This window comes from Deltaproteobacteria bacterium (assembly GCA_020845895.1).
In the GTDB taxonomy this organism is placed as follows: Bacteria; Lernaellota; Lernaellaia; order JACKCT01; family JACKCT01; genus JADLEX01.
On record JADLEX010000086.1, the window covers coordinates 1 to 14689 of the forward strand.

The 14689-nt window shown below is 64.7% G+C and carries 9 protein-coding genes; 4 read left to right on the forward strand and 5 right to left on the reverse strand.

Annotation, left to right across the window (positions count from 1 at the left end; genetic code table 11):
- Positions 1-136: 136 nt before the first annotated feature.
- The 4 genes from IT350_11400 to acs all read right to left on the reverse strand — a co-directional run bounded on the left by IT350_11400 (position 137) and on the right by acs (position 9175).
- The gene (locus IT350_11400; protein MCC6158647.1) at positions 137-1891 is read right to left on the reverse strand and encodes a diguanylate cyclase; all 1755 of its coding nucleotides are present in this window, start codon (positions 1889-1891) and stop codon (positions 137-139) included.
- Between the two features lie 126 nt (positions 1892-2017).
- Positions 2018-4687, reverse strand: coding sequence for an alpha-galactosidase (locus IT350_11405; protein MCC6158648.1), 2670 nt, complete (start codon positions 4685-4687; stop codon positions 2018-2020).
- Positions 4688-4715: 28 nt separating this feature from the next.
- Positions 4716-7058: a hypothetical protein gene (locus IT350_11410; protein ID MCC6158649.1), complete on the reverse strand. Its 2343-nt coding sequence runs from the start codon at positions 7056-7058 to the stop codon at positions 4716-4718.
- Positions 7059-7231: 173 nt separating this feature from the next.
- Positions 7232-9175 (reverse strand): acetate--CoA ligase, encoded by a 1944-nt coding sequence (acs, locus tag IT350_11415; GenBank protein MCC6158650.1) that lies wholly within the window; start codon positions 9173-9175, stop codon positions 7232-7234.
- 510 nt (positions 9176-9685) lie between these two features.
- Here acs and IT350_11420 point away from each other — a divergent pair.
- The gene (locus tag IT350_11420) at positions 9686-10003 is read left to right on the forward strand and encodes an AbrB/MazE/SpoVT family DNA-binding domain-containing protein (GenBank protein ID MCC6158651.1); all 318 of its coding nucleotides are present in this window, start codon (positions 9686-9688) and stop codon (positions 10001-10003) included.
- Positions 10000-10260, forward strand: a complete 261-nt coding sequence (locus IT350_11425; protein MCC6158652.1) for a hypothetical protein — start codon at positions 10000-10002, stop codon at positions 10258-10260. The genes IT350_11420 and IT350_11425 overlap by 4 nt, the downstream gene beginning before the upstream one ends.
- 43 nt (positions 10261-10303) lie before the next feature.
- Here the strand turns inward: IT350_11425 and glpK are convergent, their stop codons facing one another.
- Positions 10304-11779, reverse strand: a complete 1476-nt coding sequence (gene glpK, locus IT350_11430; GenBank protein MCC6158653.1) for a glycerol kinase GlpK — start codon at positions 11777-11779, stop codon at positions 10304-10306.
- Between the two features lie 390 nt (positions 11780-12169).
- On the opposite strand from glpK, the gene IT350_11435 reads away from it, so the two are divergent.
- Positions 12170-13315: a hypothetical protein gene (locus IT350_11435; protein MCC6158654.1), complete on the forward strand. Its 1146-nt coding sequence runs from the start codon at positions 12170-12172 to the stop codon at positions 13313-13315.
- Positions 13316-13474: 159 nt separating this feature from the next.
- A complete protein-coding gene (locus IT350_11440) occupies positions 13475-14686 on the forward strand; it encodes an endonuclease/exonuclease/phosphatase family protein (GenBank protein MCC6158655.1) in 1212 nt (403 codons plus the stop codon).
- Positions 14687-14689 lie beyond the last annotated feature (3 nt).

Consider the following 14689-nt stretch of genomic DNA (forward strand, 5'->3'; position numbering starts at 1 on the left):
ATCCGCGCCGCCTGCGCGATGGATCGTTGTCATTCGCGTTGCCTTCCTGTGATTCGCCCGAATCGAGCCGGTATTTTAGGCGCATTCGCCCCCGGTGCGAAAGCCACCGCCCAATGGTCCGGACCGCGTGCCCGGCTCACGCGTGGTGAACGTCCCCGGCGAGGATCCGCGCGGCCACGTCCTCATCGTTGAACAGGTCCAGAAAAATGACCGCGAGGGCCGGATCGAACTGCGCCCCCGACTGCGTGCGGATCTCGGCCATCGCCTCTGCGAAAGAGAGCGGGGACCGATAGGGGCGTACGCTCGTCATGGCGTCGAATGCGTCGGCGATGCGGAGGATGCGGCACTCCAGCGGGATCGCCTCTCCGCGCAGTCCGAGCGGATACCCGCTACCGTCCCAATTTTCGTGGTGATGGAGAATGAGCCGGGCGACCCGGGCCAGGTCGTGTGATCTGGCCGCGATTCGGTGCCCGATCTCGGCGTGGGCGCGAATCGCCGACAACTCCTGTTCGGAGAGCGGCCCCCGTTTGTGCAGGATCTTGCCGTGCACGCCGACCTTGCCCAGATCGTGCAGCCGGGCGAGCAGGACGAGGTTCTTTCGCTGCGCGTCGGGAAGGTGCAGGCGTTCCGACATGGCTTCGGAGATTCGCGCAACCCGTTCGAGATGCCCCTGGCTGCCGAAATCGTGGGCGTCCAGCGCGGCAACCAGCGTTTCGATGTGGCTCATCGAACTGCCGTTGCGGATCAGCTTGTCGTGATACATGTCGTCGTCGGCGCACTGAAAAATCTCGAAGACGTTCATGCCGGGATTTTGATCCGAGCACGCGAGACCGATCGAAAACCCGAGCCCCAACATGGCCGGCCCGTGTTCCGCGACCGATGCCGACTCGGTGATGCGATCCCGCAGCGCCTCGGCGTCTTCGAGCTTCGTGTGCAACGCGACCACGCAGAACTCGTCGCCGCCGGTGCGAAACAGACTGGTGTTCGGGGGCAGGATGCGTCCGATCGCGTCCGCCGCCGTGACCAGCAGATTGTCGCCCATGGCGTGGCCCATGGTGTCGTTGATGAGCTTGAGGCGATTCACGTCGAGGACGAGGATGCTGACGGGCGCGTAACGGTCAAAATCGCGTTCCACGACGATCAGGTGTTCGGTGAACGCCGCCCGGTTGAACAGCCCCGTCAGACTGTCGTGAAGCGAAAGGTGGCGATAGCGCTCCTCGCTGGCGCGCAGCTCGCTTTCGGCCTTTTTGCGTTCGGTGACGTCGATCTCGAGTCCGTCCCAACACGTGGCCCCGTCGCTCATCCACCGGGGCTTCGAAGCGAACAACGACCAGCCGATCTCGCCCGACGGTCGGCGAATCCGCACCTCGGTCTGAAAAATGCTGAACGCTTCGAGGGCGAGTTCCTCCTCGGCGATCACGCGGTCGCGGTCGTCCTCCACCACGGTCCCGTAAATCCGGGCCGCATCCGACATCGCCTCCTCGGCCGTGCATCCGTGCAGCCGTTCGACCGCACCGCTGAGAAACGTGAAACGTCGCGTGCCGTCCGATTCGCGGATGATTTGATAGATCATCCCGACCGGCAGGTTGTTCGCGATCAGAAGCAGACGCTTTTCGCTCTCGCGCAGCGAAGCCTCGACGCGGCGCCGCTCCCGGATCTCGTAGCGCAACTTCCGCGTAAGTTCCCGCGGATCGGCGCTGTTGCGGCGGCCGCCCTTCGCCCTAGCGGATTCGATGAACGCGCGCAGATCCTCGCGGCGAAACCGCCAGTCCTTCCCGACCTTGAACGAGGGAATCGCGCCCCGCCTGGCCAATCGGCGGACGGTTTCGACGTGCGCGCGCAGATAAGCCGCGGCCTCGACGGCGTTCAGAATTTGGGAGGAACGGGGCAATCCCGCCTCGTCACACGCTCGGCATAAAAGGAATAACCCACATGACGCAATGTTGAGTTTAGTGGAGTTTGCACACGGGAGCAATCCGCGCGCCGGCTTCCCGCTTCGCCGGAACCGATGGCCGACTCAGAACCCCAGCGTCCATGAAATTTCGCGGAACGGATCTCCCGGCGCGGGTGGCGCGTCTTCCTCGATCGCGAAAAACACGTCGAGCACCTGCCCGCCGGTCGCGGGCGTGAGCGCCGTGGATTCGTCCACGACCGAGATCCCCGCGGGCGCGTCGAAGTCGATGTCGTCGAACGCAAATCCGTCGGGCACGAAAAACGCCAGATGAAACGCGAACGGCGCGAAGGCCGTGCCCACCGACGCTTCCTGCGTGCCGGTGAGGGTTTGCGCGCCGTCGTCCCACTCCACGTCGCGCACGACCTTGACGCCGCCGAGCACGTGGCGGTTCGTGCCCAGAAACTGCGGATGATCCGCGACGGGGCGCAGCGCCACCACGCGCGGCGTGTGCGCGGGCACCTCCAGCGCGAGTTCGCCGCTCACCGTTCCGAGGTATTGCTCGGTCCAGAATTCGTAGGCGTGATATTCGGCATCCTCGTCGAGCCCGGCGCGCGCGAAATCGATGCCGATCACGTGATCGTCGTCGGGCGTCTCGGGAAACATCGGCGAGGTCAGGTCGCGATTCGAGCCCCAGTTGAGCAACCCGATCACGTGATAGGGCTCGGAGAAATCGGGCACGGGCAGCGAGAGGACTTCGGGAAAATCGCGTTCGAACATATCGAGGGGTCGGCATGCCTGACCGTAGACGGGCATGATGCGCCGGTAGCCGTCCACCCATTCGGGCAAAAGATCCACCAGCCGGTCGCCGATCTTCACCAGCCCGCCCTGCAGCGCCACCGCCGACGCGAAGGTGAGCGACTCGCTCTTCGTGAGCGGCTGGATATTCGTGTCCTCGTGCGCGCGGAAAAAGATGAGGTCCGGGTGATTCACCCACACGCGATTGTGGAACCAGTACTTGCGCACCGAGTCGCGGTACATGGGCTTGAGGCCCTGATTGTCGACAGGGCTCTCGGGATGCTCGCCGTCCCACGAGGGCATGGTGTCGAGGGTGAGACGGATCGAATCGACGAGCCCCACGTTCCAGCCCGTGATCGCGACGTTGAGCAGGAACACGTCCGGCCCCAGCGTGTCGCGCATGATCTTTACGCCCTCGCGGTAGAATTCGCCGCGCGTGGTGTTGGGCTCGTACCACCCCGCGCTCATCGGCGCGCGGTAGGCGAAATCGAGCTTGACCCACTGCACGCCCCAGTCGAGGAATTTTTCCATCAACTGGGCCAGATGCGCCTGCACCTCGGGATTCGTCATGTCGAGGCTCGGCGGATCGACACCGAGCAGTCCGAACAGCCACGGCCCCACGAACCAGTCCGGGTGATCGGCGTAAATCTGCGCGTCGGTGCGCGCGTTGAACGCCTCGACCCAAAGACCCGTCTGAAACCCGAGGCTGTTCGCGCGCGCCAGCAGCCACTCGATGCCGTTCTGATCGCCGTGATCGGGGAAGCGGTCTTCGTACGGCGTCCAGTCGCCGACGAGCGCGTAACCGTCGTCGATCTGGAAATAGTTCATGCCCCAGCGGCGCAGTTCGCGGTCGGCGAAATCCATGTTGTCGACGATGATCGTCTCGTTGATGTTGGTGCCGTAGCCGCCCGACGATCCGCTGCCGCTCCACGAGTTCCAGCCCGCGGGCACGCCAATCTCCGGATGCCGCTCGGTCCAGAGCGTGATGTGGTTCCACGCCTTGAGCCGATCGGCGTAAAGCTCCAGCGCGTCGAAGGGCGTCGCCTGCCCGAAGTCGATGATGAGCGTCTCGGCGGCCAGGTCATCGCCCGGCGCGAGCGTCTTGGCGAAATCGTATTCGCTCGTCGCGTGGAAAACCTGCCCCGGTCCGCCCGCCGAGCGCGGCCCCATGAAAACGACCGGGTAGCCGACCTCGAACGAGAGATACCCCGCGAGCATATTGTCGCCGGTCACCGGGTTGTGGATGAGCGCGCTCCAGTTCGCGAGCGCGGGGGTCGTGCCGGGAAAGATCGGCGTGATGAACTCGAGAAACGTCAGCGTACCGTTGCCCAAGAAACGCAGGTCGCGATCCTCGCCGAACATCAACCTCCCCGCCGGCGGACCCGCGAGCACCACGTACATCGAGCCGACCTTCAGATCGTCACCGGTGGTGTTGGCGACGCGCATATCGGCGAGCACGGCGCTCTGGTTGTCGAGCAGGGCGAACGAGACGACGAGTTCCGGCTCGCCCGCGCGCGGCGCCGCAAAGGTGAGGGCGATTTGCATGCCGTCGCCGAGCGCGCAGGTGTAGTCGCCGGAAGTCCAGTTCGCGAGCGTCATCGCGCCGGTCCGCCATTTGTGCGCGGGGGCCATGACGTTCGACTGCGCGAGCGACTCGGCGCGGTCGATCACCACCACGCCGTCGCCGTCAAGCACGGAATAACGGCCCACCGAACGGTGATAACGCACCGACACGAGGTTGTTCGCGATCACGAGATCGTCGCCGCTCTCGTAAACGATCACGTCGCCGGTCTGCGCGTCGTCGTCAGCATCGTCGTCGGGTAGCGGCGGGAACGTGTCGTCATCGCCCGCCGAATCGTCGTCGTCGGAGTCGTCGTCCGCCGTGTCGTCGTCGACCGGACTGGTGTCGTCGTTGTCATCATCGTCGCCGCATCCGCACGCCGCAAACGCGAGAGCCATCGCCGCCGCGAAAATCCACACGCCGATCCGTGCTTTCATCGCACCGCTCCCCCGCTTCAAGAAAATTTCAGATCACGCACCCCTGCGCCGCGTCCATGTAGCCCTGATCGTCGGCATCGAGCGTGCCGCCTTGATCGAGATCCGCGCCGTCGCACCAGGCGTTGCCCGCGGAGCACGACGCGCCCTCGCCGAAGTCGGTCCACGCCTGCGTGAAGAGGACCGAGTCCGTCGCGTCCACGCCGCCGCTGTCGTCGAGATCCGGCGGCGCGCAGCCGAGCCGCGCCCACGCGCAGTCGAGTGTTATGGGATTATCCACGCACAGCGTCGCCTCGAACCACACGCTCGTCGGCGCGAGCCCGAACGCCACGTGGCGAGCGTTTTCCGTCGGCATCCAGTTGTCGTCGGGACCGATGCACTCGTAGCCGTCGCCCGCGCGGCGAACGGGATAGGTGTATCCGAACCGATCGCGGTAGCGTTGCACACGCCACGGTGCGCGGTCGGTAATCGCCACCAGCCGCGCCTCGATCTGCGCGGCGATTTCGTCGTCGGTGAGCAGCGCCCACGCGGCCGTGTCCGCGAGATTCAGAAGCCCCTCGACGCCGCCGAGAGCCGCGTTGCCCCGCGAGAATCCCTCGAAATATTCCAGCGGGGAATCGATGCCGAACATCCGCGCGTAAAGCGCGCCGTTGTAGAGCAAGTCGTTCGTGGCGGTGATGAGTTCCCGCACGCGCTCGTCGTCGGGGCCGGCGGACGATTTCGCCACAACACCGTACACGAGGCGCGCGAGGATCTTTTCGATCTCCACGAAGTTGCCGAGCGTTTGACGCGCGTGGTCGTAGAGTTCGTCGTCGCCCACGGCGCGGGCGTAGGCGCACAGGTTGACCGCGCCGAGCATGAGCTCGGAAAAGTCGTCCATCATGCCGCCGAGCAGTTCGGGGAACAGGTCGGGCGCGAGCGTCGCGATCAGATCCGCCGCGTCCCACAGCGGAATGCCGAAAATCTCGGCGTCCACCAGATCGCCCCATGTCAGCCCGACAAACGCGTCGTCGATGCCGTTGCACTGATGCAGGGGCAGCGGCGGGCTGATGCCGAGCAGGTCGAAAAGCTGTCGCAGCAGCGAGGTTTCGATCGCGCCGGGCAGCGGCGTTGTCGGCACCGGCCACGACAGGCCGTCGGTCGAAATCGCGTGCGCCACGTAAGCCATCTGGCACGACGCGAGGCTGCCCAGATCCTGCCACTCCACCTCGCCGTCCGGGTTCATCGCGCCCGCGGGCGTGAGCGTGTCGTAGTCGTGCCATTCGTCCACGGTCACGAGCACGTTGTCGTGGGCCACGACGTTGTCGCCGACGCGCCGCGCCGCTTCCGCCGCGCGATGCGCCGCCGCCGCCAGATCCGGTGTGACGCCGTCCAGCGATTCGACCTCGAACGCCGCGATGAAACCCATCGCGTAGTCGGTGAAGTTGTCGCGCGAGTTGTGGTTGCCCCAGATCGCGCCGGTCCACGGCCCGGTCTGCGTGATCATGAACGACGAGCAGCAATCGGACTGCCGCAGAAACGGCGGATCGTGATCGAGCTCATCGAATACGTAGGTGGTCGCGTAGCTCGTCAGCGCGTTGATCGGCTTGTGGTTGAACATCCACTCTTCGGGGTTCTCGCGATAGACGAACGAAACCCCGTCGTAAAACGTGTCGAGAATTTCCTGCTCAAGATCGCCGTCGTACGTCACCGGACCGCTGACGGGCGCGCCGTCGCGCGTGCGCGAGATCGCGTCGCCGATGCCGTCCATCGTGCGCGTCCAGGCGGGGAACGCCTCGCGCGTCGTGAGCCCCGGGTGGCCCGACACGGCCTCGTTGAACACGACGCCCTCGAACATGCGGATGAGCGCGAGTTCCAGATCGCGCCCGCCAACGGCCTGATAGAGCTTCCACGTCGAGTAGAGCGTTTTACCGAAGGGGTTGTTGTCCGAGGGACCCGCCACCACCTCCCAGTCGTCGCCCGACTTCGCGATGGCCGCGCCGGAAAACGCGTTCGCCGCCACCGCGTCGCCCGAAAGCGCGAAACGGTTGAGCGAGAGATTCACGCGCGCGGAGCGCTCCTTGTAGAACAGCCGAAACGCATCGGCCCGCGCGTCGGGATTGGGCGTGGGCGGATCGAAATCGTCGTCGGAATCGTCGTCCGCATCGTCATCGAAGTCGTCATCCGACGTGTCGTCGTCCGGCAGCGGCGGCCACGTGTCGTCGTCGGCCACATCGTCATCCAATGCATCATCGTCGGACGTGTCGTCATCCATGTCGTCGTCGAGAGGAGTCGTGTCGTCGTCCGCGGCATCGCCGGAATTGTCCGATCCCCCACCGCACGCTCCGAACACGCACAACGCCAGAACCGCCAAGATGATTCGGAAAGATGTCATGCGGCGAACATAGCATAACCGGCGAAAGCCCTCACCCCTGCCCATGCGGTCGTATCGGTTTCGGCGCGCCGGAGTCCGCTCCCCGGTTCGACCGGCGACCACCGACCCCGCCCTAAAAAAGAGAGGGGCGGGCACGAAGCCCGCCCCAACGCCAAGCACTTGCAGGAGCACGATTACCGGGTCGACACCAGCGTATCGACGACCGAGGGGTCGGCGAGCGTGGAGGTGTCACCCATGTTGGTCAGGTCGTTGGCCGCGATCTTCTTGAGGATGCGGCGCATGATCTTGCCGGAGCGCGTCTTGGGCAGCGAATCGGCCCAGTGGATGATGTCGGGCGTCGCGATCGGGCCGATTTCCTTGCGCACGTGCGCGACGAGTTCCTTTTTCAGGGCTTCGGATTTCTCGACGCCCTTGTTCAGCGTGACGTAGGCGTAGATGCCCTGGCCCTTGATCTCGTGCGGATAACCGACGACCGCCGCCTCGGCGACCGACGCGTGGGACACGAGGGCGGATTCGACCTCGGCCGTTCCCATGCGGTGGCCCGACACGTTGATGACGTCGTCGATGCGTCCCATGAGCCAGAAATCGCCGTCCTTGTCGACGCGCGCGCCGTCGCCCGTGAAATAGCGGCCGGCCATCTGGACGAAGTACGTGTTTTTGAAGCGCTCGTGATCGCCGTACACAGTGCGCATGAGTGCCGGCCAGGCCTGGTCGATCACCAGATAGCCGCCCTCGTTCGTGTCGGCCGGGCTGCCGTCTTCACGCACGACCACCGGCTTGACGCCGAAGAAGGGGAGCTGCGCCGAGCCGGGCTTGATGCCGCGCACGCCGGGCATCGGGGAGATCAGAATGCCGCCGGTTTCGGTCTGCCACCAGGTGTCCACGATCGGGCAGCGTCCGCCGCCGACGGTGTTGTAGTACCAGATCCACGCCTCGGGGTTGATCGGCTCGCCGACCGTGCCCAGCAGCTTGAGGCTCGACAGGTCGTGCTTCTTCACGTGCTCCTCGCCCTGGCTGGCGATGGCGCGGATGGCCGTGGGCGCGGTGTAGAAGATGTTGACCTTGTACTTGGCGCAGATCGCCCAGAAGCGGTCGGGGCCCGGATAGGTCGGGATGCCCTCGAACATGACCTGCGTGGCGCCGTTGGCCAGCGGGGCGTACACGATGTAGCTGTGCCCGGTGACCCAGCCGATGTCGGCGGTGCACCAGAAGATGTCGCCCTCGTGATAGTCGAAGATGTATTTGAATGTCGTGGCGGTGTAGACCATGTACCCGCCGATGGAGTGCAGCACGCCCTTGGGCTTGCCGGTCGATCCCGAGGTGTACAGGACGAACAGCGGGTCCTCGGCGTCCATGATCTCGGGCTCGCAGACCGGGGCGACCTTCGCCAACTCGTCGTGATACCAGTGGTCGCGACCGTCGAACCAGGTCACCGGCTCGTTGTTGCGCTTCACGACGAACATCGTGTCGACCTTGTGGCCGGCCTCGGCGCACAGGCGGATCGCTTCGTCGGCGGCGTCCTTCAGGGGGACGGGCTTCTTGCCGCGGAAGGTGCCGTCGGAGGTCACGACGACATTGCAGCCGGAGTCGAGGATGCGGTCGCGCAGCGCCTCGGCCGAAAATCCGCCGAACACGACACTGTGGATCGCCCCGATGCGCGCGCAGGCGAGCAGCGCCACGGGCAGCTCGGGAATCATCGGCAGGTAGATGGAAACGCGGTCGCCTTTTTTCACGCCGTGCGCCTTGAGCACGTTCGCGAACTTGCAGACGTCCTCATAGAGCATGCGGTAGGTGATCCGCCGCTCTTCGCTCGGGTCGTTGCCTTCCCAGAAGTACGCGACCTGATCGCCGCGCGTTTCGAGGTGGCGGTCCAGGCAGTTGACCGTGATGTTGGTCTTCGCGCCGGTGAACCACTTGATGTCGACCTTGTTGAAGTCGGACCCGTAGACCTTGTCCCACTTCTTCGCCCACCAGTAGCCCTCGGCGATCTCGCCCCAGAAGCCGTCCGGATCGGAGATCGACCGGTCGTACATCTTCTTGTACTCGTCGTACGACTTGATGTACGCCTTCTCGCGGTAGAGCGGCGGAACCTCGAAGACGCGGTCTTCCAGGCTCATCGACGTGATAGTCTTCTTCTCCTCTGCCATGATCAGTTCCTCCCCAGGTGCTTGAGCGTCCTTGGGACGCATCCTATGGGTCCCGGTTTCGAAATTCCGTGATCCCAAGGGGCGTCATCGCCAATTGTGAAAAACCCAATGACAAGACACGCTGAATGATGCCTCATTCAGAGGCCACGGCATTGTGCGCGAATCGCCGGGGCGTGTCAACACGCGAATCGACTCGTAAGACGGGAATTTCCGGGGGTTTCGACCGGCGACGCGGCGAGGAGAACCGTTGCCGGGTTCGTTGTGGAAGGAATCGAATTTCCGACGAATCGATCCGATCCGGCTCCCTCCGAACGCCTCGCACCAAGAGTGTTTGTACGGTTATTGTTCGCATAAAGGAGCGCGCATCGACGAAGCTCGTCCGAAACGCGGTTGCCTTCGACGATTCCTCGAACCTTGACGCGATCAGCGAATTCCGTATATTGGGAATTAGCGAATTTCGCTGCATCGGAGACGATGATCATGGGTTCGGTTCTCAAAATCACTCGCAACGGCGTCATTACCCTGCCCGCGAAGTTTCGCCGGTCGCTCGGGCTGCGCGAAGGCGACCTCGTGAATGCGGAGCTTCGGGACAATGCCATCGTCGTGCGTAAGGCCGCCGTCGTGGATGCCGAGGACGCGTGGTTCCACACGAAGGAATGGCAGGCGATGGAAGCGGAGGCCGACGCCGACATCGCAGCCGGACGCGTGGCGGGTCCATTCTATTCCGTCGAGGAATTTCGGGCCGATCTGGATGACGCGGCCCGCCGGTCCAAGTCGAAATCCCGCAAATCCGAATGAAGGGGTTTCGCCGAACCGCGGCATTCGAGAAGGATTACGCGCGGCTGCCGCAATCGGTGAAGGATGCGTTCTGGGAGCAGGTGGCGCTTCTGTTCACCAACCCCCGACATCCGTCCCTCGACATCAAGAAAATGCAGGGGCATCGCGACATCTGGCGCGGTAAGATTTCACGCGGCTATCGCTTCACATTCGAGATCGACGGCGAATTCTATCGGTTTCGCCGGATCGGCCCGCACGACATTCTGAACAAGCCCTGAGCCTCGGCGACACGCGCCGAAATCGCTCCGCGCGCCGAAATTCTTACACCCGCCGTACGCCCTCGTGCCACAGGTCGAGATGCCGCGCGACGTCGGCGTCGGCCATGCTCGGCGCGAAGCGCCGGTCCTCGCGCCAGACCGCGGTCACCTCGTCCTTGTCGCGCCAGACCCCCGCCGCGAGACCCGCGAGGAACGCCGCGCCGAACGCTGTCGTCTCCACGTTCGTCGGTCTCGAGATCGGGCAACGCAGGATGTCCGATTGGAACTGCATGAGCAGGTCGTTCGCGCTCGCGCCGCCGTCGACGCGCAGAACGGTCATTTTTTGGCCGAAGTCGCGCTCCATCGCCTCGAAGACCTCGTAGTTTTGCCACGCGATTCCTTCGAGCGTCGCGCGGGCGATGTGCGCCGTGGTGGTGCCCCGGTTGAGGCCCCAAATCACGCCGCGCGCGTCGGGGTTCCAGTGCGGCGCGCCGAGGCCCGTGAGCGCCGGAACGAAGACCACCCCGCCCGAGTCGGGCACCGACGCGGCGAGGGATTCGACATCGCGGCTCGCGGGGATGGCCTTCAAACCGTCGCGCAGCCACTGCACCGCCGCGCCCGCGATGAAGCACGAGCCTTCGAGCGCGTACGCCGTCTCGCCGCGCACGCGCCACGCCACGGTGGTGAGCAGACGGTGCTTCGAGTGGACGATCTGTGCGCCGGTGTTCATGAGCGTGAAGCTGCCCGTGCCGTAGGTGCATTTCGCCATGCCCGGCTCGAAGCACGCCTGACCGAAGAGCGCCGCCTGCTGATCGCCCGCGATGCCCGACACGGGGATGCCGTCGGGCAGCGTCGCAAGACCCTTCGTATGCCCGTAGATGTGACTCGAATCGAGCACCTCGGGCAGGATGTTGCCGGGCACGTGCAATAGTTCCTGCAGCTCGCCGTCCCAGTTCAGCGTTTCGAGATTCAGCATCAGCGTGCGGCTCGCATTGGACACATCGGTGACGTGCGCGCCGCCGGTGAGCCGCCAGACGAGAAACGTGTCCACCGTGCCGAACGCGACGCGCCCTTCGCGCGCTTCGGCCTCGAGGCCATCCACGTTTTCGAAGAGCCAACGCACCTTGGTGCCCGAGAAATACGGATCGAGCAGCAGACCGGTCTTTCGCGCGAACAAGTCTTCGAGACCCTGCTCCTTCATCTCGCGGCAGATGTCCGCCGTGCGTCGGCACTGCCACACGATCGCGTTGTGGTACGGCGCGCCGGTGCGCCGGTTCCACACGATCGACGTTTCGCGCTGGTTGGTGATGCCGATCGCCGCGATGCGCTCCGCGCTCATGCCCGGTGCCGCGAGCGCCATGCGAAGCGCCGCCTCGACCGAGCCCCAGATGTCCGCGGGGTCGTGCTCCACCCAGCCGGGTTTCGGATAGATCTGGCGGTACTCCTGATACCCGCGCGCGACGACATTCAGCTTCGTGTCGATGATCAGAACCGTGCTGCCCGTGGTGCCCTGGTCGATGGCGAGAACGAGATCCGGCATGGCCTCTCCTCAAGTGCGTCGATGTCAAACGGGAAGGGCGCGAACGCGCGTGGCGCAGTATGCCGCGAAAGGCCCACATTTGGGAAGAAAAAAACGAAGCGCCGCGGGCGGATGAAGGGTTCAACCTCCCGGATCGCCGAGGAACAACGACGATGACTGAATAGCGATTCAGGTCATCAAGGCCGGTTTCCGCCGACCGAGCCCGGAATACCCTTGGTTATCGGCAAATTTTTAGAAGAGATAAAATTTTTCTTGACATTTCGGCCCGACATAAGAAAACTGGCCGGTATAGAGCAAGCTGCGTGACGGAGCTGGTGACCTGGCGAGAATTTCGGTCACCGGGTTTCTTCGTCGATTTTGCGAGGGGCATGTCAAGGCCGGGGGGTGGAGATGAAGTTCTTGCACGTTGAGCATCGGCGGATCGGGATGCGGATATGGATCGCGGTTGCGGGAGCGGCGATCGCCTGCGCGGCGCTCGCGACGGGGGTCGCCTCCGCACAGAGCGAGGTGGTCTGTCCGCCGGACGATCCCGGCTTCCTGATCGACGACGGCACCTTTGAGGGCGAATTCCAGATCAACAACGGCACCTCACCGATCGTGACGTGCTTCGTGCCGGATGCGTATCCCTCGTACCTCAACGAGGCGTCGGTCTACCTGACCGATTCCAGCGGCGGCGGCGCGATGGCGTGGGTGGTGTACGTGGACCCCGACGGCGACGGCCCGCCCGAAGGCGACGCCATTTTCACGTCGCCCGCGTTCACGCCGGTGATCGGCGACTGGAACGACGTGGACTTCAGCGCGGTCACCGAGCTCGACGCGGGAATTCATTCGGGTTCTTGGTGCGTCGGACTCAAGAAAGCGGGGAACGGCGGGACGAACTACGTCGGCCTCGACACCGACCTGCTCGACTTCAATAGTTGGGTGCGCATTCCCACGGGATGGTCGCCGACCGACGACTACGGCTTCGAGGGAACCTTTGCGATTCGCGGCGTGCGCCAGTACTGCACGACGACGACCACGACGACCACGACGACCACAACCACAACAACGACGACACCCTCGACGACCACAACGACGCCGACGACGACCACCACGGTTGAACCGACGACAACGACGACGACCGAACCCACCACGACCACGACGATCCCGGACGGCGACGACGACAGCGATGACGACACCGGCGACGACGACAGCGATGACGACACCGGCGACGACGACGACGACACCGCCGACGACGATTCCGATGACGACGCCGGCGACGACGATGCGACGGACGATGACACAGCCGATGACGACGCAAGTGACGACGACACGGCGGATGACGATGCCGGGGATGATGACACCGCCGACGACGACACCGCCGACGACGATTCGGATGACGACGCCGATGACGATGTCGACGACGATGCCGACGACGACATCCATCCGGGCGACGACGACGTGACCGACGACGACGCGTCCGACGACTCCGGCGACGCGCCGAGCGATGTCGACGGCGAGCGACCGGGCTCCGGTAGCGGTGGGTGCGGCTGCTGAGCGGAAACTGACTCCCTCCTGAGACGGGGCGCGAACGATCGGGTTTCGCGCCCCGATTTTTTTCCTTTCGAGCCCGCATAGCCCGCAACGCACGAAATCTTCCTTCCCTTCCCGTCCGGCGTCGCCTACAATTGACGGACACGTGACAAGGAGACGGCGATGTGGTGGCGGCTTTTCGCGTTGGTGGTGACGGCTGCGCTGGCGATTTCCGGCTGCGGCGGCGACGATGACGACGACTCCGGCGGCGCATCGGACGACGATGCCGATGACGACGCGGATGACGATATGGCCGACGATGACATGGACGACGATGCGGCGGGGCCGACGATCAGCGCCGCGACCTTCAACGCCGGGCTCGCGCACGGCTACGTGCCGTATGCCGACGAACGCGTGAGCCTGATCGGCGACGCGCTGGCCGCGTACGACGACGCCGACGTGCTGTGCCTGCAGGAGGTGTGGACCGACGAGGACGTGGCGGCGATCGGCGCGGCGGCCGAGGCGAATTTCCCGTATCAGTACCGCCACGATTCGGGCGACGACTGGCTCGCCATGCCCGACGAACCCGCCCCCTGCGACGACCTGACCGACGTGCAGGACTGCGCGAGCACGAACTGCGACGGCTTGTCGGGCGCCGAGTTCACCGACTGCATGGTTTTCAGTTGCATTGCCGAATTGGCCGCCCTGCCCAATGAGTGGTGCTTCGCGTGCCTCGCGGCGAATATCGACAAGCCGCTCGACGACATCGTGGACGTGTGCACGAATCCCGGCCCGCCGCCGCGCCAGTACAGCGGCGAGAACGGCGTGATGCTGCTGTCGAAGTACGAACTCGAGGACGCGCAGAAGATCGACCTGTCGTTCTTTCTCATCACGCGCGTCGTGCTCTACGCGAAGGTGACTGTTGACGCCGCGCCCGTTCACCTGTTCTGCACGCACCTGTCCGTCGAGGTCGAGCCGCTGCCCTACCTCGGCGAATACGACAGCTTCGCCGACGAGAATCTGCAGCAGGCGCTCGCGATCGTGGACGAGGTGGACGCTCGCGCCGGCGCCGAGACGGCGGTGGTGATGGGCGATTTCAACGCGGGACCGTCTGGCGACGGATACACGGCGACCTACCTCGACACGTACAACGCGCTCGTCGGCGCGGGTCTTCGCGCGCCGTTTGTTGAACTCGTGCCCGAGTGCACCTTCTGCAACGAGAATCCGCTGACGGGCGACGCGACCTCGGTGTTGATCGACCACGTGCTCTTCGGCGGCGCGGCGTCGGCCGCGTTCACCGCCGAGCGCATCTTCGACGAGGTCGTGGACATCGCCGGCGAGACGGCGGACGGACGCCTGTCCGATCACTACGGGGTCATGGCGACGATGAATTGACGA

What these genes read in the sequence shown, in the direction of transcription:
- IT350_11405 (MCC6158648.1), bottom strand. Translation starts at nt 4,687, where the DNA reads ATGAAAGCACGGATCGGCGTGTGGATTTTCGCGGCGGCGATGGCTCTC.
- IT350_11410 (MCC6158649.1), bottom strand. Translation starts at nt 7,058, where the DNA reads ATGACATCTTTCCGAATCATCTTGGCGGTTCTGGCGTTGTGCGTGTTC.
- acs (MCC6158650.1), bottom strand. Translation starts at nt 9,175, where the DNA reads ATGAGCCTGGAAGACCGCGTCTTCGAGGTTCCGCCGCTCTACCGCGAG.
- IT350_11420 (MCC6158651.1), top strand. Translation starts at nt 9,686, where the DNA reads ATGGGTTCGGTTCTCAAAATCACTCGCAACGGCGTCATTACCCTGCCC.
- IT350_11425 (MCC6158652.1), top strand. Translation starts at nt 10,000, where the DNA reads ATGAAGGGGTTTCGCCGAACCGCGGCATTCGAGAAGGATTACGCGCGG.
- glpK (MCC6158653.1), bottom strand. Translation starts at nt 11,779, where the DNA reads ATGCCGGATCTCGTTCTCGCCATCGACCAGGGCACCACGGGCAGCACG.
- IT350_11435 (MCC6158654.1), top strand. Translation starts at nt 12,170, where the DNA reads ATGAAGTTCTTGCACGTTGAGCATCGGCGGATCGGGATGCGGATATGG.
- IT350_11440 (MCC6158655.1), top strand. Translation starts at nt 13,475, where the DNA reads ATGTGGTGGCGGCTTTTCGCGTTGGTGGTGACGGCTGCGCTGGCGATT.